Origin of the sequence: Neobacillus massiliamazoniensis (genome assembly GCF_001048695.1) — a bacterium.
Lineage (GTDB): Bacteria > Bacillota > Bacilli > Bacillales > Cytobacillaceae > Neobacillus > Neobacillus massiliamazoniensis.
In genome coordinates this window covers 41,706-67,966 of sequence record NZ_CVRB01000002.1, presented here as the reverse complement: position 1 = coordinate 67,966, position 26,261 = coordinate 41,706, and the positions used below count along the sequence as shown (strand labels likewise).

Sequence of the window (26,261 nt, the reverse complement as noted above, 5' to 3'; positions counted from 1 at the left end):
CCTTCTACATTCCCGAAGTCAGGTAAAATTCAATTTTACGGGAAACTAGAAGGCTTCTACATTCCTGAAATTGGGGAAAACTCGATTTTTCGGGAAATAAGAGTCACTCTGCATTCCAGAAATCAGAGGAATTCCAATCATCGCTAATCCTCTAATAATTTTTCTAAATCTTTATCAACAATAAATACTTCTATTCTTTCGCCTGTCTTCGTGCTTATATCACTGTGACTTGAAAGAACTTTACAATGCGTAATATTTTCTACAATTTTTTCAAATTCATGGCTGTACATTTCACGAAGGACTTGTCGCATCTGTTTCACTAATTTTCTTCCTGTATCATGGTTTACAAGATGCTTTTCCTCAGTAGTCAATACTCCTTTGAAACGAGTGATTACCATATCTTGAACAATATAGGTTTTTGCTTCTTGAGGTCCTCGCCCAATTAATTCCCTTTGGAATTTTATAAATGATGAGCTAATTTCAGCCTCAAGCTTCTTTTTAGATAAAGCCATCTTAATACCCCCGATTAAAATATGAACCTAATATTACTTATGTCTTTACAGTTATGTCAACAAGGTAAAGGTATATAAAAAAAGGAGAATGGATTAGGAAAATAGCGAAAAGATCGTGTTTTTCAAATAAAATATTAAATTTAGACTATTTTTAACCAAATATAGCTATTTACAAGATAATGGCTTAAGCTTACAATTACATCGTAATTACCAATTTAATCTACCGGCTTAATCCTGAGGGAACTCAGGAACGGAGGAACCAATTTTTTGGGGTTAATTCTACAAGTTGTAGAAGGGATGAGAAGCTCTTTCGCCATCCTACCCGTCAGCTAACTTCGTCGGCTAAAGCGAGGGAGGTCTAGAGACCGCCTAATTCAGGGGGCTTTTTTGTTTGTACAGCAAGAAGGCAGCTTGAGGATGAATAGTAGGTCTTTTTATTATGCCTATTAATAAGAAAAAGGAATATGGAAGACAGAACGCAAAGAGAGCGATCAAGCTTGCTGGGCGTTAGGTAGACCAATGAGTACTTTTTCTCCATGATTAGATCAATTCAGCGAAATTTCTTTTTAGAATATCTTTTTTAGGATATTTCTATTTGGTTTTCGTTGTCATTGGTTTACGGGGAAGGAGTATGCATTGGTCTATTTTTTTATCTTTACGTTATGGAAAGAAGGGGGACTTGAAATGAATAATGATTTTTTAACAGTTGGATTGTTTATTTTAGCCTTTACCCTTTTTTGGGGATTTACTTTATTTACTAAAAAAGCATAGGGGGATATCGAGGATGCTTATACCGGGATTGATTGGTGTTGCTTTGATTATATATTTATCTTACGTCTTAATGAAACCGGAAAAGTTTTAATCATGTAAACAAATAGGGGGAACATCCAAATGACGATGGGGTTAATACAGGTAGTGGTTACATTACTTATTGCTATTTTATTAGTAAAACCGGTTGGTACCTACCTAGTGAAAGTTTTCGATTATGAAACAACAGGTTTAGACCGGATTTTTGGACCAGTAGAACGATTTATCTACCGTTTAATAGGGGTTAGAGAAAAAGAGCCTATGGGTTGGAAAAAATATGTTTTTGCCATGTTACTCTCTAACTTTATTATGATGATGCTAATGTATATCATTTTCAGAATCCAAAAGTTTTTGCCTTTAAATCCAGATAAGATCGATAATATGTCTCCTGCTTTAGCATTTAATACAGCAGCCTCATTTATTACGAATACAAACTGGCAAGCATATAACGGAGAAAATTCACTCTCGTATTTATCGCAAATGATTGCTATTACATTCCCGATGTTTACTTCAGCAGCAACAGGGTTTGCCGTGGCAATAGCCTTTATTCGCGGTTTAGTAGCACGTCGAGACAATCTTGGAAATTTCTATGTTGACTTGGTTCGTACCATTACACGTGTATTGTTACCATTGTCTTTTATCGTTGCATTATTTTTGGTATTTCAAGGAGTACCTCAAACATTACATGGTGCGGCGGATGCCACAACATTAGAAGGTGTTAAACAAACGATTACAAGAGGCCCTGTAGCATCCTTCGAATCGATTAAGCATCTTGGAACAAATGGTGGCGGGTATTTTGGTACCAATTCTGCACATCCATTTGAAAATCCAACTCCACTATCAAACCTGATGGAGATTCTCTGTATGCTGCTACTGCCAACAGCATTGGTTTATGCCTTCGGAGTGATGATTAAGAACAAACGCCAAGGCTGGTCCATTTTCGCAGCGATGGGAATTATGTTTTTAGTGTTTCTTTCCGTAGTCTTTGTAGCTGAATATAACGGTACACCTGCATTAAATGCACTTGGTGTTCATGGAAATATGGAAGGAAAAGAAGTTCGCTTTGGAATATCAGAATCGTCCCTTTTTACGGCGGTAACGACAGCTGCTACAACTGGATCCGTTAACAATATGCACGATTCATTAACACCACTTGGCGGTCTTGTTCCCCTTGGAGAAATGATGTTAAATAACGTGTTTGGCGGAAAAGGGGTCGGATTATTAAACGGATTGCTTTATGTCATCTTAACCGTATTTATTTGCGGCTTAATGGTAGGAAGAACACCTGAATTTTTAGGGAAGAAAATTGAATCGAAAGAAGTCAAATTGGCGTCGATCGCTTTGCTGGTGCATCCTGTCTTAATTCTAGTCTCAACAGCGATTGCCCTCGTTACACCTAGTGCTATTTCGTCGATAGCAAATCCGGGGTCTCATGGATTATCGGAGGTCTTGTATGCTTTTACATCTGGAGCAGCAAACAATGGCTCAGCTTTCGCAGGCCTTTCAGCGAATACCACCTTTTACAATATCGCAATTGGTTTAGTCATGTTGTTAGGGCGATATATTTCTATCATTGCGATGTTAGCGATAGCTGGATCCTTTGCTACAAAAAAAGTGGCAGCTGCAACTTCGGGAACGTTTCGTACCGATACACCACTATTCACTGGGATCTTAATTGTGATTATTGTAGTAATCGGTGCATTAACGTTTTTCCCTGCACTTGCATTAGGTCCAATCGCAGAACATCTTGGGATGTTTCAATAGTAGTGAAGGGAATTATTAAGGGGGATGTAAAATGGCCATTCAAAATAAAGCACTTTCAAAAGATCTTATCTTTCAAGCCATCGCAGATTCATTTAAAAAGTTAAACCCGCTCGTGATGATGAAGAATCCTGTTATGTTTGTTGTAGAAGTAGGGACACTTATCACATTGATTCTTTCAATAAAACCAGATATTTTTGGTGTTAGTACTGTTGGACGTGGGTATAATGTAGCCGTATTTTTTATCCTTCTCTTTACGGTGCTGTTTGCAAATTTTGCCGAAGCGCTAGCGGAGGGACGGGGAAAGGCACAGGCAGATACACTACGAAAAACAAAATCGGAAACGATCGCCAAGGTTAGACAAAAAGATGGTTCATACAAAGAGATTGCATCTACATCATTACGCAAAGGCGATATTGTTCGAGTAGATACTGGTGAAATGATTCCTTCTGATGGAGAAATTATTGAAGGATTGGCTTCAATTGATGAATCAGCCATTACAGGTGAATCAGCGCCTGTCATTAAAGAGGCAGGTGGGGACTTCTCATCCGTTACAGGAGGAACAAGAGTTGTATCGGATTATATCATCGTTAAAATCTTAACAGATCCTGGTGAATCGTTCCTTGATCGGATGATTTCATTAGTAGAAGGTGCTTCTCGACAAAAAACGCCGAATGAAATGGCTTTAACGACTCTTTTGGCTGTTTTAACACTTATTTTCTTATTTGTCATTATGACATTGGTGCCGATTGCTGACTACTTAAAGGTTCATTTAGATGTGGCAACACTTATTGCGCTTCTCGTTTGCTTAATTCCTACTACGATAGGGGGATTGCTTTCGGCCATTGGGATAGCTGGGATGAACCGAGTAACGCAATTTAATGTTTTAGCGATGTCGGGTAAAGCAGTAGAAGCTGCCGGTGACATTGATACTATGATCCTTGATAAAACAGGAACCATTACCTTTGGAAACAGAATGGCAAGTGAATTTGTACCAGTAGCCGATGTTTCTGAACAGGAGGTTACGTTAGCTGCTTTAAAAGCATCGGTAAAAGATGAAACACCTGAAGGACGTTCTGTCGTCGAATTAGCCCATAAACAAGGCGTACATTGGGATCAACAAGAATACGACGGGGCAGAGAGTATCGAATTTACGGCAGAAACTCGTATGTCTGGACTTACCTTAAAGGATGGGACGGAAATAAGAAAAGGTGCTGTAGATGCGATTAAAAATTATGTTACTGCAAAAAGTGGAAGTGTTCCTGCTGACCTTGACGAGAAAGCTACAACTATCTCAAAGGCAGGAGGAACTCCCTTAGCGGTTGCAATTAATAATAAGATTTACGGTGTCATTTATTTAAAAGATACTGTTAAACCTGGGCTAAAAGAACGTTTTGCTGAATTAAGAGCAATGGGGATCAAAACGGTTATGTGTACTGGTGATAATCCCTTGACGGCAGCTACTATCGCTAAGGAAGCAGGTGTCGATGACTTTATTGCGGAAGCAAAACCTGAAGATAAGATTGCTGCAATTAAAAAGGAACAGGAAGAAGGAAAACTTGTTGCGATGACAGGTGACGGGACGAATGATGCTCCTGCTCTGGCACAGGCAGATGTTGGATTAGCGATGAATTCAGGGACAATGGCTGCAAAAGAAGCTGCCAACATGATCGATTTGGACTCAGATCCTACTAAGCTATTATCTGTCATTGCCATTGGGAAGCAACTATTGATTACCCGTGGAGCTTTAACAACCTTCTCGATTTCTAATGACATCGCCAAATATTTTGCGATTATTCCTGCGTTGTTTATTATCGCTCTACCACAATTGCAGTCTCTTAATATTATGGGGTTGGCATCACCAAAATCAGCGATTCTGTCTGCTTTGATTTTTAATGCCATCATTATTCCTCTCCTCATCCCGATTGCGATGAAGGGAGCAAAATATAAGGCGATGACTGCAAATAAACTCCTTACCCGTAACCTTCTAATCTATGGGTTTGGTGGAGTCGTTGTTCCTTTTATCGGTATTAAAATCATAGATATGATTGTAGCGGCTTTACATTTAGCTTAATTCATGAAATGTGGAGGAGATTATGATGAGGTCATTTATGGTTGCATTGCGAGCCTCTTTGTTCTTAATGATACTATGTGGTTTAATCTACCCTTTGGCAACAACAGGAGTTGCCCAGGTACTATTTCACAAACAAGCAGAAGGTAGTCTTGTCACTACAAACGGAAAAGTCCAAGGATCAGAGCTTCTAGCTCAAGATTTTAAAGGACCGCAATGGTTTCATCCAAGAGCTTCTGCGGCAAAATATGATGCAACAGCTTCTGCTGCTACGAATGCAGCTGTTGCATCAAATGAATACGTGAATACCGTAAAAGACAATGTGAATCAACTAAAAAAGGAAAATGGAAATATAGGTAATACAATTCCTACAGATTTAGTTACGACTTCCGGTTCTGGTTTTGATCCAGATATTTCTCCGGAAGCAGCGATGGCGCAGGTACCAAGGATTGCTAAAGCAATGGGTGTTTCGGAAGAACGATTACAAACACTCATCAATGAACATACAAAAGGACGTTCATTGGGGATTTTTGGTGAACCACGAGTGAATGTTCTAGAGCTAAACATGGCATTACAACAATTAAAATAAAAAGGGGAGAGTCTATTCTCTCCTGTTCTGTAATGAATAAGTGAAAGGAGGGGTTTTCATGGGGGAAGGGGAGTTTCGCAGAAAGTCGCCAGAGGAAATTCTGCAGTCGATACAAAAAATAGAAAAAGGTCATTTTAAAATTATTTTAGGTGCAGTAAGTGGTACTGGCAAAACTTATCATATGCTGCAGGAGGGAAATATCTTAAAAAAACGAGGGATAGATGTTGTCATTGGAATCGTCAGTACTTCAAACCGTCCAAAAACAATGGAGCAAATTGGTTGTCTAGAAACGATTCCTTCTATTGAATGGATAAACAAGGGGGAAATGACATACGATCTTGATGTTGATGCAATCATTTCCCGTAATCCAGAAGTGGTTTTAGTCGATGAATTATCACATCAAAATCGACCGGAAGCTCCCAGGTCCACTCGATTGGATGATATTAACTATCTATTAAATAAGAAAATCAGTGTGATCACAACAGTTAACATATATGAGCTTGAAGGTGTTAAAGGGATAGCTGATAAATTAACAGATGGCAGGGTAAGGGTCAATTGTAGTGTCCCGGAAGATACGCTTGTCTTAGCGGATGAAGTAAGGCTGCTGGATGTAACACCTGAAGTGATCCTGAGCAGGCTCCAAGAAGGAGAGATCAAGCTTAGCCATGAGGAAAAGCGTGGAAGAAAAAACCTCTATCATCGAAGCAATCTAGCTGTTCTCCGTGAACTTGCCCTCCGCTTTTTAGCTGGGGAAGTAAATGATGCCCTCGATGAATATCGAGAAAAGCATGGAATGATTGGTCCCTCGGGAGCAACTGAAAAAATTTTAGTAACTGTACAATACCATTGGAATGGGTCCATTCTTATTCGACGTGGGCAGCAAATTGCAAAGAGATTAGGAGGAGAATTGCTTGTTGTTTGCTTTGCCAATAAAAATTTATCTAAGAATGAACAAACCTTTAAACGTTCGATTATTAAGCTGGTAGAGAAAGTGGAAGGAGATTTTGAAGAATTACCAATGGAAGACGATTCGGTTGCTGATCAAATTGTAAAATATGCAACAGAGCATAATGTCACCAGGATTGTGATGGGGCAATCGAAGCGAACTCGTTGGGAGGAAATAGTTTATGGTTCTATTATCAATAAAATCCTGCGGAAAACACGCAATATAGATGTATTTATTGTGGCGGATCGAGCTGAAAAGGATGGAGAACGTATTATTCCAACAAAACAAAGGAAGGAAGAAGCTACAAATCCTTATCGCCGTCTCACGATTCAAGAATTGGAAAACGAAATGGATAAAATTCGACGTGGTACGTTAAAAGTATATATTGGTGCAGCACCTGGGGTAGGAAAAACCTACACAATGTTAAGAGAAGCGAATGAACTAAAGAAAAAGGGGATTGATATTGCCATTGGGTTATTGGAAACCCACGGAAGGAAAGAGACGTTTGAACAAATAGGATCATTGGAAATTATTCCTCGAAAAAAGATTTTCTATAAGGGAACAACTTTAGAAGAAATGGATACCGAAATGATTATTAAGCGTAATCCAGAAGTAGTCTTAGTCGATGAATTAGCACATACAAATGTGCCAGGCAGCAAGTACCACAAACGATTTGAAGATGTAGAAATACTTTTAGAAGCAGGCATCTCGGTGATTGCTACCATGAATATTCAACATTTAGAAAGTCTAAATGATAGCGTAGAACAAATAACTGGGGTGAGAGTACGTGAAACTGTTCCCGATCAGATTCTACGAACAGCAGATGAAATTGAATTGATTGATATCTCACCTAAAGCATTGCGCGATCGGATGACGGAAGGAAGGATTTATGCTGCTGAAAAAGTAAATCAGGCTTTAAATCATTTCTTTAAGACAGGTAATCTCATTGCACTTCGTGAGTTGGCTTTAAGAGAAGTTGCAGATGATGTTGATGAACGGCTAGAGGCGTGGGAGAGAAAAAGGACATTAAGAGGCCCTTGGAGGCAGCAGGAGGTTATTTTTGTTTGTACAAATTTGAGACCTGACAGCGAAAGGCTTATTCGGCGCGGATTTCGTATTGCTTATCGTTTAAAAGCTTCTTGGTATGTTTCTTTTGTAAAAGACCATCCATTAACGGCTGAAGAGAAACAAACTTTAACTAAAATTCAACAATTGACTGAACGGCTTGGTGGTATTTTTGAAACGTATGAGACAACTGATCGTAGGAATGTCTTTAGAAAATTAGTTAGCCAGATGAATAAAAAAAAAGCCACACAAGTGGTTATTGGTCAATCAGCTCGTACCCGTTGGGAGGAGATCGTAAAGGGCTCCGTCACACAACGATTGTTAAGGGAAGTACGCCATATGGATGTATTAGTGGTAGCTGACCAAAAAAACAATGATTCCAGAAATGGTAATGGCATAAAATAAAGGTTAATTTTTACAATTAACCGTAAAGGGGGGAGTCAATCTCGTGAATTTTAACAGCGCCCCATGTGTTGCCAGATACCATTCTGAAAATTTTGTAGTGTTTTACACTATTCTAAAAATGTTTGTTATATTTACTTAATATAAGATAGACCAACTAAAGATTCAGGTGTCATACCAAGTACTAAAAGACAGATTTTTGGATAGCTGGTACCTTTGAAATCAGAAAACAATTGTTGCAATACTTGAAAATCTTGATCATCTTTTAATTTTTGCATTTCTTTTTTATACAAGCGTAGTACAGAACCATACACATTCGGAGTAGATTCTCCAGGATCTTCTTCCATAATTAAGCATCCCATAAAATGATATTTGAAATGAAACGCCCGTGTAAGATTAACCATTTCTAACAGTGTTTCAAAAAGTTTTGGATAGTCTTTTTTTAAATTTGCAATGGCATTATTAGTGGCTTTTAAATCATCAATACTAGATACTGTTGTTATCATAAGGTTCTGCCTCCTCTTATTTGTCCCAAGGTTTTTCTAGAGCAATATATTCAGCTAGTTCTTTACTTTTATTTCTCCTAAATTTACGTATTTCTGCTCTTTCTTTACCAGTATTGTAGAGGAATTTCTCTTCCTCTGTTTCCGGAATGACACTAGGAACTTCCACAGGACGTTTATTACTATCTAAGGCTACAAATGTCAAAAAAGCTGTAGCAGCAGCTCTTCTTTCGCCAGTCATTATATCTTCTGCAATGACTTTGCAAAAAATCTCCATTGATGTTCTACCAGTATAAGTTACAAACGATTCGACACAAACTGAATCAGTTTGATGAATAGGACACAAGAAATCGATTGAATCTGTAGATGCAGTTACACATTCTTTTACTCTTGAATGTCTACGTGCAGATAAAGTTGCGGCGTCATCCAACTTTTTCATTAATATTCCGCCAAAAAGTGTATTATAGTTATTTAAATCGCATGATAATACTTGAGCTGTATTAACGATGCGGCTATCTTTCATTTTTTTTGCTTCCATATTGTATTTCCTTTCATGTTGGAGTCTTGATGAGAAATACTATTCTCATGTTAATAAAGTGTTTTTCTTACCTATAAAAGTGTAAGCCGCATTGATAATTAAGTAAAATGGTTATATTTTATCTATATCATAGCTTCTATCTATGTAAATGCTTTCAATTATGCAGTGTGTATATAGTTGAATTTTGAAAAAACGATTCAATTAATATGAATCGTTTTTTCGAAAAAGTATATTTATCTTTATTCCGTGCTTAGATGCTCTTTTGTGAAATTCAGCCATTCTTTTGCTGCATAGGATAGGTATTGATTTTTGCTCCAAATAATGGCTAGTTTCCATCTAATGGGAGGGTTAACAATCTTAACAGACTTTACATCTTCCTTTAATTGATTGCACATACTTTCTGGCAATAGGGAAACGCCAAGCCCCCACGCAACCATTTCTTCTATAAAAGCAGGCTGTGAACTTTCTGATACGATGTGTGGATCAAAGCCCACACTATTACATGAAAGAATAATTCGATCGTTTAAGACAAAATCTTTATTAAACAAAATAAAGGATTCATTTGCTAATTCAGCTAAATTAACTTCCTCTCTATGTGCAAATGGATGTGAGAGAGGAAGTAGGAGCTTAAGGTCTTCTTCCAAAAAGGAAAAATATTCGAAAAGGTCCTTCCTGGTTGGAAGAACAATAACACCCACATCAAGAAGGTTGTTTTCGACATCCTCTTCTATTTTCTTGGATCCGTCCTCAACTAATTCGAAAGTTATCCCAGGGTATTTTTCGTGAAAGCTACCAACTATTTTAAAGAAAAAATGGGCATTAAAAATAGGCGGCAGCCCAATACGAATATGCCCTTTTTTCAACCCTAAAAGGTTATCTAATTCTGTTTCTAAATTATTAAATGCTTTATCAATCAGTTTTGCCTGCTCGAAGATAATCTTTCCAGCATCAGTAAGGGTTAACTGCTTTCGAGAGCGATCAAAAAGTGCAACACCTAACTCCTCCTCAAGGTTTTTAATCATTTTACTGATGGTTGGCTGTGTGATAAACAAATGATCGGCCGCACGGGAAAAACTATTAAAATTGGCTACCTCAATAAAATAATGTAAATGTTTGATATCCATATCAGCACCTGCTTGTGGGAATTTTTTAATTTCAGACAATGATCATACATTTATTTGCATTCCATCAAATTTAACAATGGTTTTTTCTCAATTAAGTTTCATCATTATATTGTTTCAAATTATTCTATCAGTATGTGAAATTTCAATCAAACCTAAGAACAAGTTTAACATTAATCCGATTCGTCCATCCCAAAGACCAGACGATTTCAACGTTAACACATATGGTACAAACTATCCAAAGAACCATTGTGGATTGAAAAGGAAACTGTTAATTAAAAATTATTATAATGAAAAAGTCTAATTTCATAAAACATGAGTATTATCATAGTAAGAAAGGGAGGCGATCTGGTGAAATCGATTGGAATACTAGGCATAGGCCAAGCGGGCGGTAATATTGCTGAAGCAGCATCTAACATCGGCTTTCAAGCTGCACTAATTAATACGAACCAACGTGATGGTTTTGTGAACACGAAGGTGGAAAAGAAGTATTTTGTTCCGGGATTTAATGGTGCCGGACAAGATCGATCAATAGGAATAAAAGCTGTTCAAGATCATTATCGGGAAATTATCGACTTTGTAAAGAAATCTTTTAAGAACATAAAACTTTTATTGGTGGCCTTCTCTACTGATGGTGGTACGGGATCCGGTATGAGCCCGTTATTAATTGATCTTTTATTAGACAAACTTTCTGAAATCAACGTAGGAGCTATTGCAATTGTACCGGATCGTAATGTGCTAGCGGGTAACCGAATCAATGCAGCTGAGTGCATCGAAGAGATTTCCAAAATTGACGGAATCTCATCAGTGTTCCTTGTAGATAATGATCAAATGCGTAAGTTTAGCCCGCAATCAAGCAAACATCAAATCTATCTTTCATCCAATCATCAAGTCATGGAGGCCATTAACAATGTACTTCAAGTAACGAAAAAGAGTTCTTTTTATGGCAACTTTGATGAGACAGATCTTATGAATATTCTGGGCACAAGAGGAGTAACGATGATCTCTTCAGCCGCGATCACAGATGCAAAGACTACCTCAGAAGTATCCAGTAAGATTCAACAATCATGGGCAAACAGTATTTTCTGTCCTGTGGAAACAACAGGTGTCATTAGAGCCGGTCTCATTTATGAAGGACCTGAGAATATGTCTAAGCTCATTAATGTCCCGTCCATCTTTGAAAGGATTGGAGAGCCACTGGAATTATTTGAAGGAACGTATATCACAGATTCGGACCCTACCATAACAACCATTCTAGCAGGGCTGCCATTTCCAAACCGCCGCATGCAATCCATTGAGGAATCCCTTGAGAAGAACAAAGATCGTTTACAGAACCTGGTCAACAAGGAATATACCCAAAGATATGAATCTCGGGTTTCTTGGGCTTCCAATTTAAAAGCGAAAGCACCTCAAAGACAGCCGGGGGCAGAATCATCGAAGTATACTAAGCACTAAAGATAACTAGCCGACCTCTAGTTCCGGAGGTCGGCTAGTTGAATTTTATATGGGTTTCATCAAACCAATTTGTTCGAAAATTGTTAAGATTTTTCCTGTGATTCCTGTGTTATCGTAATGATAGGAAGTAAGTAAATCTGTTTTTATGAAAAGGGGTTTACAATCATGGAAAAGGTACTAAACACAGGTCCAGTTGTTCAAAAGGAAAAAGAGACCGTTACAAAAATGATTGAGCTGTACTGTCTGAAGAAACATCATCGTCATGAACTTTGTGAAGAATGTCAGGACTTAAAAGACTATGCATTAAAAAGACTCTCTCACTGCCGTTTTGGGGAAGAGAAAACCGCCTGCTCCAACTGTTCTGTCCATTGCTATAAACCAGAATATCGCCAAAAAATCAAATCTGTAATGCGTTACGTCGGCCCGTGGATGCTGCTGTATCACCCTGTTTACTCAGTAAAGCATATTTTTAATAAATAAAAATGGAGCCCTCAGTTGGCTCCATTTTGCTTCAATAATTGATTGATTGTATCTTCAAGAAGAGCATTGTCCCCAGTCTTAAGCCAGTTCACCGGAAAAACCGTATAGCTAGAGCCGCTGCCTTTTAAAAAGCTGTAAATGATTTGGGCCTCATCAATTTCGTCTTTACTAACTTTTTTATTTTCATAAGGTCCATCAGAATTAAAGTAAGTCAATATATGATTTTTAATCATTCTGCATTGTTGTTCCAGGTCCTCAAGCTTAAATATTTCACTGAAAAGAATTTTGTTCCTTTTTATAAGAAAAAGTTTAAAGTTGTTGTCACTTAAGGCTTCGATGGTGGCGATATTTCGATTTCCTTCAGTGAAATCAATCACCTTTTCTCTATTTAAAAGGAGCTGAAGTGCATCTATATAATCTCGATTTCGTGCTGCTGTTTCAAAATCAAATTTTTCCGAAGCTGTTACCATTTTTTGCTCTATTTTTTCCAGAATCCCTGTATTCCTGCCTTGAAAGAGTCCAATGATTTGGTTGATAATTTGATGATAATGATCAAGAGCTTCCCTGCTAAAACACATGCCGATGCATAAATCTAAAGAGTAGTTTAAGCATGGTGTCTTGCTGTTGGAATGGTTACAGCAGTCAATTTTGAAAAGTTCCTTTAGTCCTTGCAGCGCTTTTTCTATTGTATGTTTGTTCGTGAATGGGCCGAAATAAAGATTACCGTCGTTTTCAACAATGGTGTTAGAAATCTCCATTCTTCTGATTCCATCATTCATTCGAAATACGATAAATGAATAGGCTTGAGGGCTTTTCAATTTTTTATTAAAAAAAGGCTTTATTTCTTTGATTAGTTTACATTCCAGCATGAAAGCCTCGAATTCGGTATCAGTAAGGAAAAACTCAAAATCACGAATGCTATTTTTCAACTTTTTTACCTTTTCGGTATCTGCTTTTGAGGTCCGAAAATATGATTCTACTCTTCTTTTTAGATTCTTTGCCTTCCCCACATAAATAATCGATCCATGAGAATCTTTCATCAAGTAAACCCCAGGGGATAGGGGGAGGTTTTTAACTTTTTCTTTTAAATTCATGTAAACTAACCCCGTTGCTAAATCGACATATACTATTATTTTATCATATAGTGAAGAAAGACTTAGGATTCCGTATTGGAATAAATGTTACCGTTTACATCTTATTTTTTTTATGATATTATGAAAGCATATTTAATAAGGATCACATGTTACTGATACGATCAGGCATGGTGGTAAGAAGAAGGTTTTTCAACCTTTTATTCTGCCCCCATGCCTTTTTTTATGTACTTCTATGGGTTGCCCTACTTTATAAAATAAGGAGTTTTTAGAAATGTTTAAAAATCTTTTTAAAAAAGCTAAACTACAAGTCTATTCACCAGCAAATGGAGAATTAATCCCAATTGAGAATGTGCCAGATCCCGTTTTCAGTGAAAAGATGATGGGAGAAGGAATAGCTGTCATTCCAACAGAAGGAACGATTCATGCTCCTGTTAATGGAACAATTATTCAAGTTGCTCCAACAAAGCATGCGGTTGGTATTCTAGCTGAGGATGGCACAGAAATTCTCATTCATATTGGCTTAGAGACCGTTTCCTTAAAAGGAGAAGGCTTTAACGTTTGCGTTCAAACAGGTGATAAGATCACGGTTGGTCAGATCTTAGTTGAGGTTGATCTAGAATATATTCGTACACATGCAAAAAGCATTGTTACGCCAATAGTTATCACAAATAGTAATGAAGGCACTAAAAAATATACCGTATCAGAGGAAAAAGAAGGAATCGCAGGAAAAACTGTTATCATGACTGCGGAAGCAAAATAATACTCTTATTATTAAGGGAGGTGATGCTTAAAACGAAGTTTAACTTATAAGGGTAATAGTTCTACTGATTTTACCTTTTTTCTAGCAGGTGGAGGGAGATTTCTAATTTTTACTGTTCATAATCCTTTTCAATATATATTAGAACTTATTATTTAGTCTTTTTTAACCCAAAACATTGAATAGGAGTATTGGAGCAGGAAGAATTGGTTATTCGACCGCGAACTTCCATTTTCTTCTTGACTATATAGAAGGAAAAGAAAATGGAAAAAAACAATCTATTTTTTTAGGGGGTTTAAAAAGATGAAGAAATATTTACAGAGAATTGGCCGCTCATTGATGCTGCCTGTTGCTGTATTGCCAGCTGCAGCAATTTTAATGGGTATCGGTTATTGGATTGACCCTTCCGGTTGGGGTTCACATAGTGCTGTTGCAGCCTTCTTAATTAAAGCAGGATCTTCTATTATTGATAATATTCCAATGCTATTTGCACTTGGTATTGCATTAGGAATGGCAAAAGAAAAAGACGGCTCTGCTGCACTAAGTGGTTTGGTTGCCTATCTTGTTGTTACAACTTTGCTATCAACTAACACCGTTGCCTTGCTACAAGGGGTAGACCCAAAAAATGTTGACCCAGCGTTCGCAAAAATCGGTAACGCATTTATCGGTATTCTTTCAGGTATTGTCGCTTCTGTAATGTTTAATCGTTTTAGCCATGTGAAATTACCTGATGCATTAGCATTCTTTAGTGGTAAACGACTTGTTCCGATTATGACTGCAGTTTCGATGTTAGTGATTTCGGGAGTATTATTCTTCGTATGGCCGGTTATCTTTACAGGGTTAGTTTCATTTGGTAAAGGTATTTCTACATTAGGAGCTGTTGGTGCAGGTTTATATGGATTCTTTAACCGTTTGTTAATTCCAACAGGATTGCACCATGCACTAAACTCAGTATTCTGGTTCAATGTCGCAGGTATTGATGATATCGGTAAATTCTGGTCAGGTCAGGGAGTAAAAGGTACTACTGGTATGTACCAAGCAGGATTCTTCCCTATCATGATGTTCGGTTTACCAGCTGCCGCACTAGCGATGTATCATACGGCAAAAGACAGTAAGAAAAAACAAGTTGCCTCCTTGATGTTGGCAGCAGGATTTGCTTCCTTCTTCACTGGGGTAACAGAACCAATTGAGTTTGCTTTCATGTTTGTTGCACCTCTGCTTTTTGTGGTACATGCGGCTTTAACTGGTCTTTCATTAGCAATCGCAGCCGCATTCCATTGGACTGCAGGCTTTGGGTTTAGTGCTGGTTTAGTCGACTTTGTTTTAAGTTCAAGACTTCCTCTTGCAAACCATCCTTATATGTTACTGGTACAAGGTCTTGTCTTTGCTGTTATTTACTACTTCTTATTCCGTTTCTTGATTGTAAAATTCAACCTCATGACTCCTGGTCGTGAAGACGATTCTGAAGACGATGCAGTTGCAGAAGCAGCTGCAACAAAAGTCGAAGATAATAAATTTGCTGTCATGGCAGCAAGAATTTATGAAGGTTTAGGCGGCGATGCAAACGTAACTTCTGTTGACAATTGCATTACACGCTTAAGAATAGAAGTTAAAGATATGAATGTAGTAGACCAAAAGAAAATTAAATCTACTGGAGTGCCAGGAATCAATGTTGTTGGACCACAAAGCATTCAAGTAATTGTTGGGACGAATGTTCAATTCGTCGCTGACGAAGTTGTTAAAATTCGTAATAAAAAATAATAAGAAAAGCGGAAGCGCCTTCGGAACAAGCACAGCTTGTTCCTGCGAGGATTATTCTTAGAAGGTTCCTTAGTGGTCAGCCCCGACAAGCATAAGACTCTCCCAAAAAGAAGGCGTTTTTTGCCTTCATTTTGGGAGTGGCTTATGACCTCGAGGGGCTAGGCGCTGGAGCTGGACAATTCTCTAAGTCAAAATTTATACTTTTTTATCGCTTTAAAAGGAAAAACGCTTTGCGTAGTATGAACTGCACCCCAATTGTTGGACATCAATCCGACAATGAGGGGTGCAGTTTTTCTATGGTTAAATTTACTGAAGAAGATAAATTAGCAGCTATTCAACGTTATTTAAAAGGTGGAGAGAGTTATCTTTCGATTGGGGAATCCATTGGTACATCTGACAGCGTGGTTAGAAACTGGGTTATGCTATACGAGCATAATGGTGTAGAAGCTTTGTTTAAAAAATCCTATGCAAGTTATTCCTCACAGTTTAAACTAGACGTACTTAATTATATGAATAATCATGGGACGTCTCCAAATGAAACAGCTATGATATTTAACATAACTTCTCCTGCTTTAATCCGAAAATGGAGAATTCAGTTTGAATCACAAGGTATTGACGCCCTTGAATCAAAGAAAGAGGGGCGTCCAGCTATGAAGAAGGAAACTAAGAAATCAACACCCGTTGAAGGATCAGTTGAAGCACTACAAGCAGAATTAGAACGTTTACGTATGGAGAATGCTTATTTAAAAAAGTTGAATGCCTTAGTTCAAAGCAAGGAAAAATTACAAAGCAAGACAAAGTGAAAGTAGTTTTTGAACTAAGGTTAGAATTTCCAGTAAGAGCGTTACTGAAACTAGCTTGCATTCCAAAAAGTACTTATTATTATTGGGTAAATACATTTGATCGTCCAGACAAAGATACCGAATTAAAAAGATTAATAGAGACCATTTATCATGAGCATAAAGGGCGTTACGGATACCGTCGAATTAAGGATGAACTACAGAATCAAGGGCATAGGGAAACCCATAAAAAGGTTCAGCGATTAATGAATGAGTTAGGCTTAAAAAGTACTGTTCGTATGAAAAAGTATCGTTCATATAAGGGGGATATTGGGAAGACTGCACCCAATATTTTGAATCGCAATTTCCACGCAGAAAAGCCGAATGAAAAATGGGTAACGGATATTTCAGAGTTTAAATTATTTGGGGAAAAGCTTTATTTATCACCTATGTTAGATTTATTTAACGGGGAAATTATCGCGTATTCTATTGATTCAAGACCGAAGTATTCTCTTGTTAAAACAATGTTAGACCAGGCATTTGAACGACTAACAGATGAGGACAAGTTGCTTATCCACTCCGATCAAGGCTGGCATTATCGGATGCCCCAATACCAACATGCCCTTAAAGAACATAACATTACGCAAAGTATGTCGCGAAAAGGAAACTGTTATGATAACGCTGTAATGGAGAACTTCTTTGGCATCTTAAAATCGGAATTTTTATATACACAAGAGTTTGAAAGTATTGAACAATTTAAACGAGAATTAGCAAATTATATCGAATATTACAATCACAAAAGGATAAAGGCAAAATTTAAAGGCATGAGTCCGGTGCAATACAGAACTCATGCCCTCAAGGCTGCCTAACTAAATAACCTGTCTAACTTTATGGGGGCACTTCAGTGCCGAGCGTTTTTTCAATAGAACATGATTACCTCATTGCATTACCGCTGCCTCAATCTCTCAATATGAAGGGTTATGTAACCAAGTTCCTCTTCAGGAAGATGGATCCCGTGATTTCGAGAAAGTACTAAGGCGACTTTTTTTGCACAGTTATAAGATGGAGAGAACTTCTCTTTTAACAATTTCAACATGTCTTGATCCATGATGTCACCTTTATTTTCGCTTATTCGTGAAATCGCAAAACGAAGATGGGTGATCAATCGTTGATACGAAATATCATCTTCTTCAATCTCTATGTTAAGGTATTCCTTTATCGTTTGGACCATGTCACCAATAATGGAAGTCTGACGAAGAGTTTGTTTCATATCCCCGCCTTGAATTTTAGCCGTATGGATGTGAAGGGCAATATAGGCCGCTTCATCAACAGGTATTTTGATTTGCGTTTTCTTTTCAATATGCCTGATGGCCCACATTCCGATTTCGAATTCATTTTTATAAAGCACTTTAATCTCGTGAAAAAGTTTATTATTTAGTTTCATGCCATCCTCCACTCTTTCTATGGCAAAGGATAGATGGTCAGTAAGTGCGATATGTATATGTTCATTTAATTTGGCACCAAGGTATTCCTCGGCATAGGTAATAATCTCTTCAGATAGGGTAAAGTGTTCCTCAGGGATTTTGAGAAGGAGTTGTTGGAATTTCTCATTTTCTTTCATGACAAAAAGCTTTTCAATTTTGTTCACATTGATGATGTCATTTTTCTTTTTTTGAAAAGCAACTCCAGCTCCAACGGCAATTTTTTCTTCATTGTGGTCAATGACCACAGCGGCATTGTTATTCAATACTTTTTTAATTCTCACTTGAAAACCTCCTTCCCATATTTACCAAACAGAGGATGAATGATTAAAGTCATTTCTCTTTTGTTAATTTTCTACAAAATTCTCCCTTTTATTTTATCAACAAAGCGATGGATTAGTCTATCATTGAAGTTAACATAACTACCGGTGCCTGACACCATGGTTGTAGAGAATGATTAGGAGTGTGAGCATAACAAAGTCTAGTCTGGCGTTGAAGGCAAATGAAAGGAGACCTGCCTGTAGTGTTGGGACTTTTGTTAATATGATTGCCGCAATCATGATTACTATTAATGGGATTGCAGCATTTTGAACTCCTTTATTGAATAAAATGAATATCCCACAAACTATTTCAAGAAGGATGACAACGTTTATTAAAAGATGTGGATATGGCAATCCTAACTTAATAAAAGAACTGGCTAATCCAGGACTAGTTAATTTCATAAATCCGGAAGTTATAAATACATAGGCCACTACATAACGTATCAGTTTGAAAGATGTATACATATCCATTTCCCCCCTATTAAACTGTATGCAAAATGGTGGACGAACCTTACCGAAAGTCATAAAATAAAAAAATCTCTTATCATGGTGCCTGACACCAGAAAATAACGAAAGGAAACATAAATAGGGATGGAGATCCTACTATCTTTTTTCAATACCATTTTATTAAGTTTTGTAGAACTTCTTTACCTCTTGGGTATCATCATTGCTATTGGTTTTCTTTTAGGATTGCTGGAAAGGTATTCAAATCGATTTTTATATGGTGCTTTGGGGCCTCGTGGGGTTCTTTTAACAGCATGGATTGGGACCCCGATTCATGAGATCGGTCATTTGTTGATGTGTTTTCTTTGGGGACATAGGGTGACTAGAATAAAGCTATTGCAGCTAAATAGTACAGATGGAACCTTGGGGTTTGTCGAGCATGCTTATAACCGAAATAGTATTTACCAGCAGGTGGGAAATTTTTTTATCGGGTTAGGCCCAATTTTCAGTGGAATCGGGTCATTAATTCTGGGGCTGTATCTACTAGTTCCTCAATCCTTTGCAACCTTTAAACTTCAAATTCAGCAGCATGTTTCATTCGAAAAATTAGATTTGAACGTGTTAAAGAATTTTGGAGATGCGCTTATGGTAATAGGAAAAAGTCTGTTTACCGTTCAAAATCTAGAAACTCCTACCTTTTGGATTTATCTGATCCTTGCTATCGGGATTTCTTCACATATTGCTTTAAGTAAAGCAGATATCCAAAATTCCGCCAAAGGGCTGCAAATGATTTTCATTTTGCTTGTTTTATTTAACATCGCTGCTAAATTTCTAAATATCGACAGTTATAAGTTGATTGGTCAACTCGCAGAATATAATGCTTATGTTCTGGCGTTTTCAAGCATTGCAATCCTTTTTTCGTTAATCACACTTACGGTTAGTTTTCTTCTTTATAAATTGAAAAACGGCAGGAGATTTTAGGTCTCCTGCCGTTATTTTTAAAAGATAAGAAAGTATAAAATTTGACTTTGAGAATTGTCTAGCTCCAGCGCCTAGCCCCTCGGGTCATAAGCCACTCCCAAAATGAAGGCAAAAAGCGCCTTCTTTTTGGGATCGTCTTATGCCTGTCGGGGCTGGACAAGGCGCTTGCGCTTTTCTTATATGATTACAAGCAGCCAGGATACATGCCCGTTGAAATAGCTATGCGGTTCCAGCTATTGATGGTGTTAATCGCCATAACGATATCAACATATTGCTTTTCATTAAAAAAGGTACGAACCTTCTCATATAACTCTTGAGGGACGCCATTATTTGCAATAAGAGTCACTGCCTCAGTCAGTTCGAGTACGGCTTTCTCTTCTTCCGTAAAAAGATCATTTGTTTCTCGCCAAACGCTGATTAAATGAACGCGTTGCTCGGTTTCTCCCAATTTGCGTAAATCCTTTGTATGCATATCCAAACAAAATGCACAGCCATTGATTTGAGACGCGCGAATTTTAATCAGTTCGTAAAGCTTTTTATCTAGGCCGCTTTTCGCCATAAAGGATTCAAATTTAATCATGGTTTCAAATGACTCAGGGTTAGCCTCGCGATAATTAAGTCGTAATGACATAGTTATGACCTCCTTAAGAAAGTAAAAAAATAATACAACACCCATTATATTCTGAATCCTTAAAATTATGAAGTGAAAGCAATTTGACGTCAATACCTTTTAAACTTAAAATAAATCTGAATATTATGAATTAATTTGACAGGGAGTGATTATTCTATGAACCTAGCTTCCCAAGAGACGAAAACAAGAGGTGAAAACACATATTCCTTTGAGGAATTCCTTGCAAAACGTGAAAACCTTGATTGGTATCTTGATGAGCCCTTTTTGCAAAAAGTGATGAAGAAATTTACTGGTCATCATCATTATGAGGAGCTCCATGAAAAGCTACGCTGTTTCTCGCCTACTGTTTCTATTAAATGGAATAAACTAGCGGAAAAGATTGCTCGTCCGGAAGCCCGTCCATACATGCTGCATTACGATGCCTTTAATCATCGAATTGATCGCATCGTACGTCCAATGGAGGTCCATCAATTAGAGAGTGAAGTATTTGGTGAAGGTCTTTTTTCTAGCAAAATGCCAGCTTGGGAAAGCTTGGTGAAAAGAATGTTAATCCATCAAATCGGTGAAGCAGGTGTTACTTGCCCTTTAACCTGTACGCATGGATTAATTGCCCTCCTTGACCAGTATCCGAATGAAGAGTATCCGGAACTCCGTGATATTTTAATGCACACAAAAGAGGGGGTAAACGGTGAGTTTGCCATTGGAGCACAGTTTATGTCAGAGATACAGGGTGGTTCCGACTTACCAGCCAATGTTTTGGAAGCGGTTCCGGATGGGAAGTACTATCGATTATTCGGGAATAAGTTTTTCTGCTCGGCTGCCCATGCTGATTATTCTGTAGTGACGGCGAAAATAGCCGGTACTGACAAGGTGTCCACATTTATTGTTCCATCCTGGCTCCCGGGTGATAAGGAGAAGGAAAAGAGGAACGGGTACGAAATAAATCGGATTAAATGGAAGCTTGGGACTGCCGAGCTGCCAACAGCAGAAATTCAATATAAAGGAGCACTTGCCTATCCAATCGGGCCAAAGGATAAGGGGATAGCCGTTGCAGTGGGAATTGTTCTTACATTATCCAGGCTGGAAATTGGTATTGCCTGTGCAGGATTCATGCTTAGGGCATCTAGAGAAGCAAATCTTTATGGTGATTTCCGGACAGTTTTTGGTAAAAAAATAAATGATTATCCGCTTGCTGCGAGCAAGTTAAAACGAATTGAAAATGCTGCCCAGCGTACGACAGCGGCTGCATTTAAAATTTATGATCTTTTCCTAAAGCTTGAAAAACCGCTTAATCCGGGAATTAATGCAGACCAACCAATTGAAATTAGAAAGAGATTATTCAATTTAAGAGAACTTATTTTATTACAAAAAATTTGTGCCACCAATGAGGGGGCTGAAATATTAAGGGAGGCCATCTCCGTGTTTGCGGGTCATGGTGTAATGGAGGAATTTTCTGCGTTACCAAGGATTTTCCGTGATGTTGTAGTTAATGAACAATGGGAAGGCCCACGGAATCTATTGTTAACCCAAATTTTTCGCGATCTACAAAGAGTAGCAGAATGGTATCCCCCAGCCGATTTTGTCGAAAGCGTGCTTGAAGGTGCTTCACCAGAAACAATCAGGCTATTTTCCGAGAAACTTAAAGAGTTATTACAAAGCCCCGTTCTAGGAGAAGTAAGCAAAGAGTCGATGGAAGCGGCAGTCGAATGGGACGCCTTTTGCGACTCCTTCTTTAAAACATTCCAGAAAGTAGCATTAACTGAAATCGGATAAAAAGTGTGGTGCCTGACACCAATCTGAGGTCTGTCTCTAAAACGTTAATTCGTTAGCGTGATGAGTTGGACCTCTTTTTTTGGGTGCCTGACACCAGATTAATAATTTTATTTCAAAATTGTCAAAATTTATATGGCGTAATCATTGGTTTTTATGTCATAATAATCTTAAAATTCATTATATTATAATATTTTAGAAAGAATCAAAGGTACAATATAGAGATAGGCAGGTGTTAATGTGAGCGGTGAACCCATTCTTCAAATCAATGACTTAAAAGTATCCTTTCAATCCGGGAAAAAGCTTTTACCAGCAGTTGAGGGCATTACCTTTGAATTAAAACATGGTGAAATTCTTGGGATTGTAGGGGAATCGGGGAGCGGGAAAAGTGTCACTTCCTTAGCTACAATGGGGCTCATTCCATCCCCACCAGGAAAAATGGAGAAAGGCGAAATTATTTTCGATGGAAAAAATTTAGCTAATATCTCTGAGATGGAATGGCGGAAAATCCGTGGCAATAAGATTTCAATGATATTTCAGGAACCCATGACATCATTGAATCCATTATTTACGATTGGTAATCAACTTATTGAAGCAATTAGATTACATACGAAGCTTTCTAAGGCTGAAGCAAGAGCACGAAGTATTGATTTATTGAAACTCGTGGGCATCCCAAGGGCAGAAGGAATTCTTAAAGAGCACCCTCACCAGCTATCAGGCGGTATGAGACAGAGAGTGATGATTGCCATGGCTATGGCATGTAATCCGAAGGTGTTGATTGCGGACGAGCCTACAACCGCCCTTGATGTAACGATTCAAGCTCAAATTCTGGCATTGATGAAGGATTTAAATGAAAAAACAAATACATCTATCATTTTGATCACTCACGATTTAGGTGTAGTAGCCGAAATCTGTGAACGGGTTATTGTGATGTATGCTGGTCAAATCGTCGAACAAGGTGATGTTCGAACGATCTTAAAAGACCCGAAGCATCCTTATACGAAGGGATTGTTAAAGTCTGTCCCTAATTTAACCAATATAAAAGATCGACTTTACAGTATACCAGGAACGGTCCCTCCTCCCGGAACCGTTCAAAAGGGCTGCAGGTTTGCACCGAGATGTTCTCAAGTGTTCGGTCAATGCCTAGTAGAAGAACCGGAATTAGCGAAAACTGAAAAAGATGGACATGAAGTCCGATGCTTTCTTCATACAGTGAAGGAAAGGAGTGACAAACATGTCGGAATTTCTTCTTGAAGTAAACAGTCTAAAAAAATATTTTCCTATAACAGGTGGCGTTTTCGGGAGGGAAAAAGGAGAAGTCAAAGCGGTCGACGATGTTTCTTTTTATGTAAAAAAAGGAGAAACATTGGGGATTGTTGGAGAAAGCGGCTGCGGGAAATCGACAACCGGCAGGCTCTTAATGCGTTTAATTGACGCTAGTGACGGAAGAATTGTTTTTGAAGATAAAGAGATTACGAGTCTGTCAACATCGGAGTTAAGAAAAATTCGCCGAGATATCCAGATGGTGTTCCAGGATCCGTATGCTTCATTGAATCCCAGACATTCAATCGAACAAATCTTAGAGGAGCCTCTCATTGTCCACGGAATCGGCACAAGAGAGGAAAGAAGGAAGCGAGTAAAGGAGATGCTCGAGGTGGTAGGCTTATGCAGCTATCATGCGAAGCGTTATCCGCACCAATTCAGTGGAGGACAGCGCCAGCGGATTGGGATTGCGAAGGCATTAATGACAAAACCAAAGCTCATTATTGCTGATGAGCCTGTATCGGCACTCGATGTCTCGATTCAGGCACAGGTCCTTAACCTTATGAAGGATATCCAAAAAGAGTTTCAGCTTACCTACATATTTATCTCCCATGATTTAGGAGTGGTCCGTCATATTAGCGACCGCGTCGGAGTGATGTATTTAGGAAGAATAATCGAACTGGCCGCCGGTGAAGAGCTTTATGATAACCCAAAGCATCCGTATACCCAGGCATTGCTTTCTGCCATTCCCATTCCTGATCCGGATGTGAAAAAGAAAACGATCATCATTGAAGGCGAGCTTCCGAGCCCGGCAAACCCACCATCAGGATGCGCCTTTCATACAAGATGCACACAGTCTATGGATATTTGCAAAGCGACAAGACCTATAGAACGGAATCTAAATGGTCATTACGTGGCATGTCACTTGTATAACGAGTAAGATGCAGCGTTTATGATATAAATTTTTAAAGAAAATGGGGGAGAATTCATGAAGAAAAGAATGAAATTGCTTGTGATTTCAATCTTGGCCATCAGTATGTTTCTTGTTGGATGTAATAGTCAGACCAGTAAGAATGTAAGTAATGACAATTCAAATGGCAGCAAAACTACGAAAAAAGATACACTTGTTTACGGCCGTGGTGGCGATTCTACTTCTTTAGATCCAATCACTACTACAGAAGGGGAAGCCTTCAAGGTTACCCAAAACATTTTTGAAACACTAGTAAACTACGGAGTGCAGGATACAACTTTACATCCAGGACTTGCTGAAAAGTGGGATGTTTCTCCAGATGGTTTAACTTACACCTTCCATCTTCAAAAAGGGGTAAAATTCCAGGACGGAACCCCATTTAATGCGGATGCTGTTGTCTTCAACTTTGATCGCTGGATGAACGGTGATGAAAAGCAATTCCCTTACTACACAATGTTTGGTGGTTTTAAAAAGGACGATGGACACGTTATTAAAGAAGTAAAAGCGGTAGATGAAAATACGGTTCAATTCGTATTAAAAAGACCTCAAGCTCCGTTCCTTAAAAACTTAGCGATGTCTCCATTTGGAATTTCTAGCCCGGCTGCCGTTAAGAAATGGGGAGACAAATATAGAGAACATCCAGTTGGAACAGGACCATTTAAATTCGTTGATTGGAAACAGAACGACCGGATTACTGTGGAAAAGAATCCAGACTATTGGCAAAAAGGTTTGCCGAAGTTAAACAAAGTTATTTTCCGGGTGATTCCGGAGAATACTGCCCGTCTTAACGCCCTTGCAAATGGAGAAATCGATGTTATGGATGGTTTAAACAATTCTGACGAGGCTACTGTTAAAGCGAATGACAAGCTGCAAATCATCAAACGTCCATCTATGAACATCGGATATATTGGCTTAACCGTAACCCGTAAACCATTTGATAATAAGCTTGTTCGCCAAGCAATGAACTATGCCATTGATAAAAAATCAATTATTAACTCATTCTACGGAGGTCAGGCAGTCATGGCCAAAAACCCAATGCCTCCATCGATTGAAGGATATAACGATGCCGTTCAAGACTATCCTTTTGACTTAGAAAAAGCGAAACAATTATTAGCACAAGCAGGTTATCCAAATGGATTCACAATGGATTTATGGGCAATGCCTGTTGCCCGTCCATATATGCCTGAGGCCCAAAAGGTGGCAGAGGTAATCCAGGAGAACTTGAGAAAAATCGGCGTAACAGCCAAAATCCAATCTGTTGATTGGGCAACTTATTTGGATAAAGCGAAAAAGGGTGAATTTGACGCTTTCATGCTTGGTTGGACAGGCGATAACGGGGATGCCGACAACTTCTTATATGCACTTTTAGACAAAGACAGCATCGGAAGCAATAACAATTCTTATTATAGCAATGATCAAGTGCATGACCTTTTAATTAAAGCACAGCAAGAACCTGACCAATCAAAGCGTAATGACCTTTACAAGCAGGCTCAGGTCATCATTCACGATGATGCTCCATGGGTTCCACTTGTTCATTCAACACCGCTATTGGCTGCATCTAAAGACGTGCTAAACTACATTCCGCATCCAACTGGTTCAGAAGTTCTAAGTAAAGTGGAATTTAAGTAATAATCGGTATGAGGGGAGGTAACTTTGCCTCCCTTTTTGTTAAAAGATTTGGGAATAATTTTTTCGTGTTAATAAAAATATTACGTAAGTAGTTAGATATAAGTTGCAGTTTCTTATTTTTTTCAAAAAAT

General features: G+C 38.3%; 24 protein-coding genes and 1 riboswitch. Of the genes, 16 read left to right on the top strand and 8 right to left on the bottom strand.

What is annotated here, in order from left to right:
- Positions 1 to 143: 143 nt before the first annotated feature.
- Entirely contained in the window at positions 144 to 512 is a 369-nt protein-coding gene (locus tag BN1082_RS08405) for a Na-translocating system protein MpsC family protein (protein ID WP_090633347.1), read from the bottom strand.
- A 215-nt stretch (positions 513 to 727) separates the two neighbouring features.
- Positions 728 to 871: riboswitch (cyclic di-AMP (ydaO/yuaA leader) on the top strand.
- Positions 872 to 1,148: 277 nt separating this feature from the next.
- Here BN1082_RS08405 and BN1082_RS28510 point away from each other — a divergent pair.
- From BN1082_RS28510 to BN1082_RS08380, 6 genes are read left to right on the top strand one after another with little or no spacing between them, the layout of a single operon-like run.
- Positions 1,149 to 1,283, top strand: coding sequence for a hypothetical protein (locus tag BN1082_RS28510; protein WP_281177000.1), 135 nt, complete (start codon positions 1,149 to 1,151; stop codon positions 1,281 to 1,283).
- A gap of 13 nt (positions 1,284 to 1,296) precedes the next feature.
- On the top strand, positions 1,297 to 1,374 hold the full coding sequence (gene kdpF, locus BN1082_RS28855) for a K(+)-transporting ATPase subunit F (protein WP_090634896.1): 78 nt from the start codon (positions 1,297 to 1,299) through the stop codon (positions 1,372 to 1,374).
- Between the two features lie 35 nt (positions 1,375 to 1,409).
- Positions 1,410 to 3,083, top strand: a complete 1,674-nt coding sequence (kdpA, locus tag BN1082_RS08395; RefSeq protein WP_090634894.1) for a potassium-transporting ATPase subunit KdpA — start codon at positions 1,410 to 1,412, stop codon at positions 3,081 to 3,083.
- 31 nt (positions 3,084 to 3,114) lie between these two features.
- On the top strand, positions 3,115 to 5,154 hold the full coding sequence (gene kdpB / locus BN1082_RS08390; RefSeq protein ID WP_090633345.1) for a potassium-transporting ATPase subunit KdpB: 2,040 nt from the start codon (positions 3,115 to 3,117) through the stop codon (positions 5,152 to 5,154).
- Positions 5,155 to 5,176: 22 nt separating this feature from the next.
- Positions 5,177 to 5,740: a potassium-transporting ATPase subunit KdpC gene (gene kdpC, locus BN1082_RS08385; protein WP_245640363.1), complete on the top strand. Its 564-nt coding sequence runs from the start codon at positions 5,177 to 5,179 to the stop codon at positions 5,738 to 5,740.
- 58 nt (positions 5,741 to 5,798) lie between these two features.
- Entirely contained in the window at positions 5,799 to 8,156 is a 2,358-nt protein-coding gene (locus BN1082_RS08380; RefSeq protein WP_090633342.1) for a universal stress protein, read from the top strand.
- 131 nt (positions 8,157 to 8,287) lie between these two features.
- Here BN1082_RS08380 and BN1082_RS08375 read toward each other — a convergent pair whose 3' ends face one another.
- From BN1082_RS08375 to cidR, 3 genes are all read right to left on the bottom strand, one after another.
- Complete coding sequence (locus BN1082_RS08375) at positions 8,288 to 8,659, bottom strand: hypothetical protein (RefSeq protein ID WP_245640362.1); 372 nt, start codon at positions 8,657 to 8,659, stop codon at positions 8,288 to 8,290.
- Positions 8,660 to 8,675: 16 nt separating this feature from the next.
- Complete coding sequence (locus BN1082_RS08370; protein WP_090633340.1) at positions 8,676 to 9,194, bottom strand: acyl-CoA thioesterase; 519 nt, start codon at positions 9,192 to 9,194, stop codon at positions 8,676 to 8,678.
- A 239-nt stretch (positions 9,195 to 9,433) separates the two neighbouring features.
- Complete coding sequence (gene cidR / locus BN1082_RS08365; protein WP_090633339.1) at positions 9,434 to 10,318, bottom strand: cidABC operon transcriptional activator CidR; 885 nt, start codon at positions 10,316 to 10,318, stop codon at positions 9,434 to 9,436.
- Positions 10,319 to 10,630: 312 nt separating this feature from the next.
- On the opposite strand from cidR, the gene BN1082_RS08360 reads away from it, so the two are divergent.
- The gene (locus tag BN1082_RS08360) at positions 10,631 to 11,770 is read left to right on the top strand and encodes an FtsZ/tubulin family protein (RefSeq protein ID WP_245640361.1); all 1,140 of its coding nucleotides are present in this window, start codon (positions 10,631 to 10,633) and stop codon (positions 11,768 to 11,770) included.
- Between the two features lie 165 nt (positions 11,771 to 11,935).
- Positions 11,936 to 12,250, top strand: a complete 315-nt coding sequence (locus tag BN1082_RS08355) for a nitrous oxide-stimulated promoter family protein (protein ID WP_090633335.1) — start codon at positions 11,936 to 11,938, stop codon at positions 12,248 to 12,250.
- 11 nt (positions 12,251 to 12,261) lie between these two features.
- On the opposite strand, the gene BN1082_RS08350 is transcribed toward BN1082_RS08355, so the two are convergent.
- A complete protein-coding gene (locus BN1082_RS08350; protein WP_090633332.1) occupies positions 12,262 to 13,344 on the bottom strand; it encodes a GIY-YIG nuclease family protein in 1,083 nt (360 codons plus the stop codon).
- Positions 13,345 to 13,615: 271 nt separating this feature from the next.
- Here BN1082_RS08350 and BN1082_RS08345 point away from each other — a divergent pair, with 271 nt between their 5' ends.
- The 3 genes from BN1082_RS08345 to BN1082_RS08335 all read left to right on the top strand — a co-directional run bounded on the left by BN1082_RS08345 (position 13,616) and on the right by BN1082_RS08335 (position 17,510).
- Positions 13,616 to 14,104 (top strand): PTS sugar transporter subunit IIA, encoded by a 489-nt coding sequence (locus BN1082_RS08345; protein ID WP_090633330.1) that lies wholly within the window; start codon positions 13,616 to 13,618, stop codon positions 14,102 to 14,104.
- Positions 14,105 to 14,404: 300 nt separating this feature from the next.
- Positions 14,405 to 15,862 carry an N-acetylglucosamine-specific PTS transporter subunit IIBC gene (nagE, locus tag BN1082_RS08340; RefSeq protein WP_090633329.1) on the top strand — a complete coding sequence of 486 codons (1,458 nt, stop codon included), beginning with the start codon at positions 14,405 to 14,407 and terminating at the stop codon, positions 15,860 to 15,862.
- 296 nt (positions 15,863 to 16,158) lie between these two features.
- A protein-coding gene (locus BN1082_RS08335; RefSeq protein ID WP_090633327.1) for an IS3 family transposase occupies positions 16,159 to 17,510 on the top strand; the annotation gives its coding sequence in 2 pieces (ribosomal slippage) (positions 16,159 to 16,606 and positions 16,606 to 17,510; 1,353 coding nt in all).
- 77 nt (positions 17,511 to 17,587) lie between these two features.
- Here BN1082_RS08335 and BN1082_RS08330 read toward each other — a convergent pair.
- Both BN1082_RS08330 and BN1082_RS08325 read right to left on the bottom strand, forming a co-directional pair.
- A complete protein-coding gene (locus BN1082_RS08330; RefSeq protein WP_090633325.1) occupies positions 17,588 to 18,406 on the bottom strand; it encodes a PRD domain-containing protein in 819 nt (272 codons plus the stop codon).
- A gap of 138 nt (positions 18,407 to 18,544) precedes the next feature.
- Positions 18,545 to 18,907: a DoxX family protein gene (locus BN1082_RS08325; protein ID WP_245640360.1), complete on the bottom strand. Its 363-nt coding sequence runs from the start codon at positions 18,905 to 18,907 to the stop codon at positions 18,545 to 18,547.
- Positions 18,908 to 19,033: 126 nt separating this feature from the next.
- Between BN1082_RS08325 and BN1082_RS08320 the strand changes: the two genes are divergently transcribed.
- On the top strand, positions 19,034 to 19,867 hold the full coding sequence (locus tag BN1082_RS08320) for a hypothetical protein (RefSeq protein ID WP_090633321.1): 834 nt from the start codon (positions 19,034 to 19,036) through the stop codon (positions 19,865 to 19,867).
- A gap of 184 nt (positions 19,868 to 20,051) precedes the next feature.
- Here BN1082_RS08320 and BN1082_RS08315 read toward each other — a convergent pair whose 3' ends face one another.
- A complete protein-coding gene (locus tag BN1082_RS08315; protein WP_090633320.1) occupies positions 20,052 to 20,498 on the bottom strand; it encodes a carboxymuconolactone decarboxylase family protein in 447 nt (148 codons plus the stop codon).
- Between the two features lie 156 nt (positions 20,499 to 20,654).
- On the opposite strand from BN1082_RS08315, the gene BN1082_RS08310 reads away from it, so the two are divergent.
- From BN1082_RS08310 to BN1082_RS08295, 4 genes are all read left to right on the top strand, one after another.
- Positions 20,655 to 22,271, top strand: a complete 1,617-nt coding sequence (locus tag BN1082_RS08310; protein ID WP_090633318.1) for an acyl-CoA dehydrogenase family protein — start codon at positions 20,655 to 20,657, stop codon at positions 22,269 to 22,271.
- Positions 22,272 to 22,508: 237 nt separating this feature from the next.
- Complete coding sequence (locus BN1082_RS08305; protein ID WP_090633316.1) at positions 22,509 to 23,522, top strand: ABC transporter ATP-binding protein; 1,014 nt, start codon at positions 22,509 to 22,511, stop codon at positions 23,520 to 23,522.
- Positions 23,503 to 24,471 (top strand): ABC transporter ATP-binding protein, encoded by a 969-nt coding sequence (locus tag BN1082_RS08300; RefSeq protein WP_090633314.1) that lies wholly within the window; start codon positions 23,503 to 23,505, stop codon positions 24,469 to 24,471. The genes BN1082_RS08305 and BN1082_RS08300 overlap by 20 nt, the downstream gene beginning before the upstream one ends.
- 48 nt (positions 24,472 to 24,519) lie before the next feature.
- Positions 24,520 to 26,130 (top strand): ABC transporter substrate-binding protein, encoded by a 1,611-nt coding sequence (locus BN1082_RS08295; protein ID WP_090633313.1) that lies wholly within the window; start codon positions 24,520 to 24,522, stop codon positions 26,128 to 26,130.
- Positions 26,131 to 26,261: the final 131 nt, after the last annotated feature.

Coding starts and splice junctions, on each gene's coding strand:
- BN1082_RS08405 (WP_090633347.1), bottom strand. CDS start 512: ATGGCTTTATCTAAAAAGAAGCTTGAGGCTGAAATTAGCTCATCATTT.
- kdpF (WP_090634896.1), top strand. CDS start 1,297: ATGCTTATACCGGGATTGATTGGTGTTGCTTTGATTATATATTTATCT.
- kdpA (WP_090634894.1), top strand. CDS start 1,410: ATGGGGTTAATACAGGTAGTGGTTACATTACTTATTGCTATTTTATTA.
- kdpB (WP_090633345.1), top strand. CDS start 3,115: ATGGCCATTCAAAATAAAGCACTTTCAAAAGATCTTATCTTTCAAGCC.
- kdpC (WP_245640363.1), top strand. CDS start 5,177: ATGATGAGGTCATTTATGGTTGCATTGCGAGCCTCTTTGTTCTTAATG.
- BN1082_RS08380 (WP_090633342.1), top strand. CDS start 5,799: ATGGGGGAAGGGGAGTTTCGCAGAAAGTCGCCAGAGGAAATTCTGCAG.
- BN1082_RS08375 (WP_245640362.1), bottom strand. CDS start 8,659: ATGATAACAACAGTATCTAGTATTGATGATTTAAAAGCCACTAATAAT.
- BN1082_RS08370 (WP_090633340.1), bottom strand. CDS start 9,194: ATGGAAGCAAAAAAAATGAAAGATAGCCGCATCGTTAATACAGCTCAA.
- cidR (WP_090633339.1), bottom strand. CDS start 10,318: ATGGATATCAAACATTTACATTATTTTATTGAGGTAGCCAATTTTAAT.
- BN1082_RS08360 (WP_245640361.1), top strand. CDS start 10,631: ATGAGTATTATCATAGTAAGAAAGGGAGGCGATCTGGTGAAATCGATT.
- BN1082_RS08355 (WP_090633335.1), top strand. CDS start 11,936: ATGGAAAAGGTACTAAACACAGGTCCAGTTGTTCAAAAGGAAAAAGAG.
- BN1082_RS08350 (WP_090633332.1), bottom strand. CDS start 13,344: ATGAATTTAAAAGAAAAAGTTAAAAACCTCCCCCTATCCCCTGGGGTT.
- BN1082_RS08345 (WP_090633330.1), top strand. CDS start 13,616: ATGTTTAAAAATCTTTTTAAAAAAGCTAAACTACAAGTCTATTCACCA.
- nagE (WP_090633329.1), top strand. CDS start 14,405: ATGAAGAAATATTTACAGAGAATTGGCCGCTCATTGATGCTGCCTGTT.
- BN1082_RS08325 (WP_245640360.1), bottom strand. CDS start 18,907: ATGTATACATCTTTCAAACTGATACGTTATGTAGTGGCCTATGTATTT.
- BN1082_RS08320 (WP_090633321.1), top strand. CDS start 19,034: ATGGAGATCCTACTATCTTTTTTCAATACCATTTTATTAAGTTTTGTA.
- BN1082_RS08315 (WP_090633320.1), bottom strand. CDS start 20,498: ATGTCATTACGACTTAATTATCGCGAGGCTAACCCTGAGTCATTTGAA.
- BN1082_RS08310 (WP_090633318.1), top strand. CDS start 20,655: ATGAACCTAGCTTCCCAAGAGACGAAAACAAGAGGTGAAAACACATAT.
- BN1082_RS08300 (WP_090633314.1), top strand. CDS start 23,503: ATGTCGGAATTTCTTCTTGAAGTAAACAGTCTAAAAAAATATTTTCCT.
- BN1082_RS08295 (WP_090633313.1), top strand. CDS start 24,520: ATGAAGAAAAGAATGAAATTGCTTGTGATTTCAATCTTGGCCATCAGT.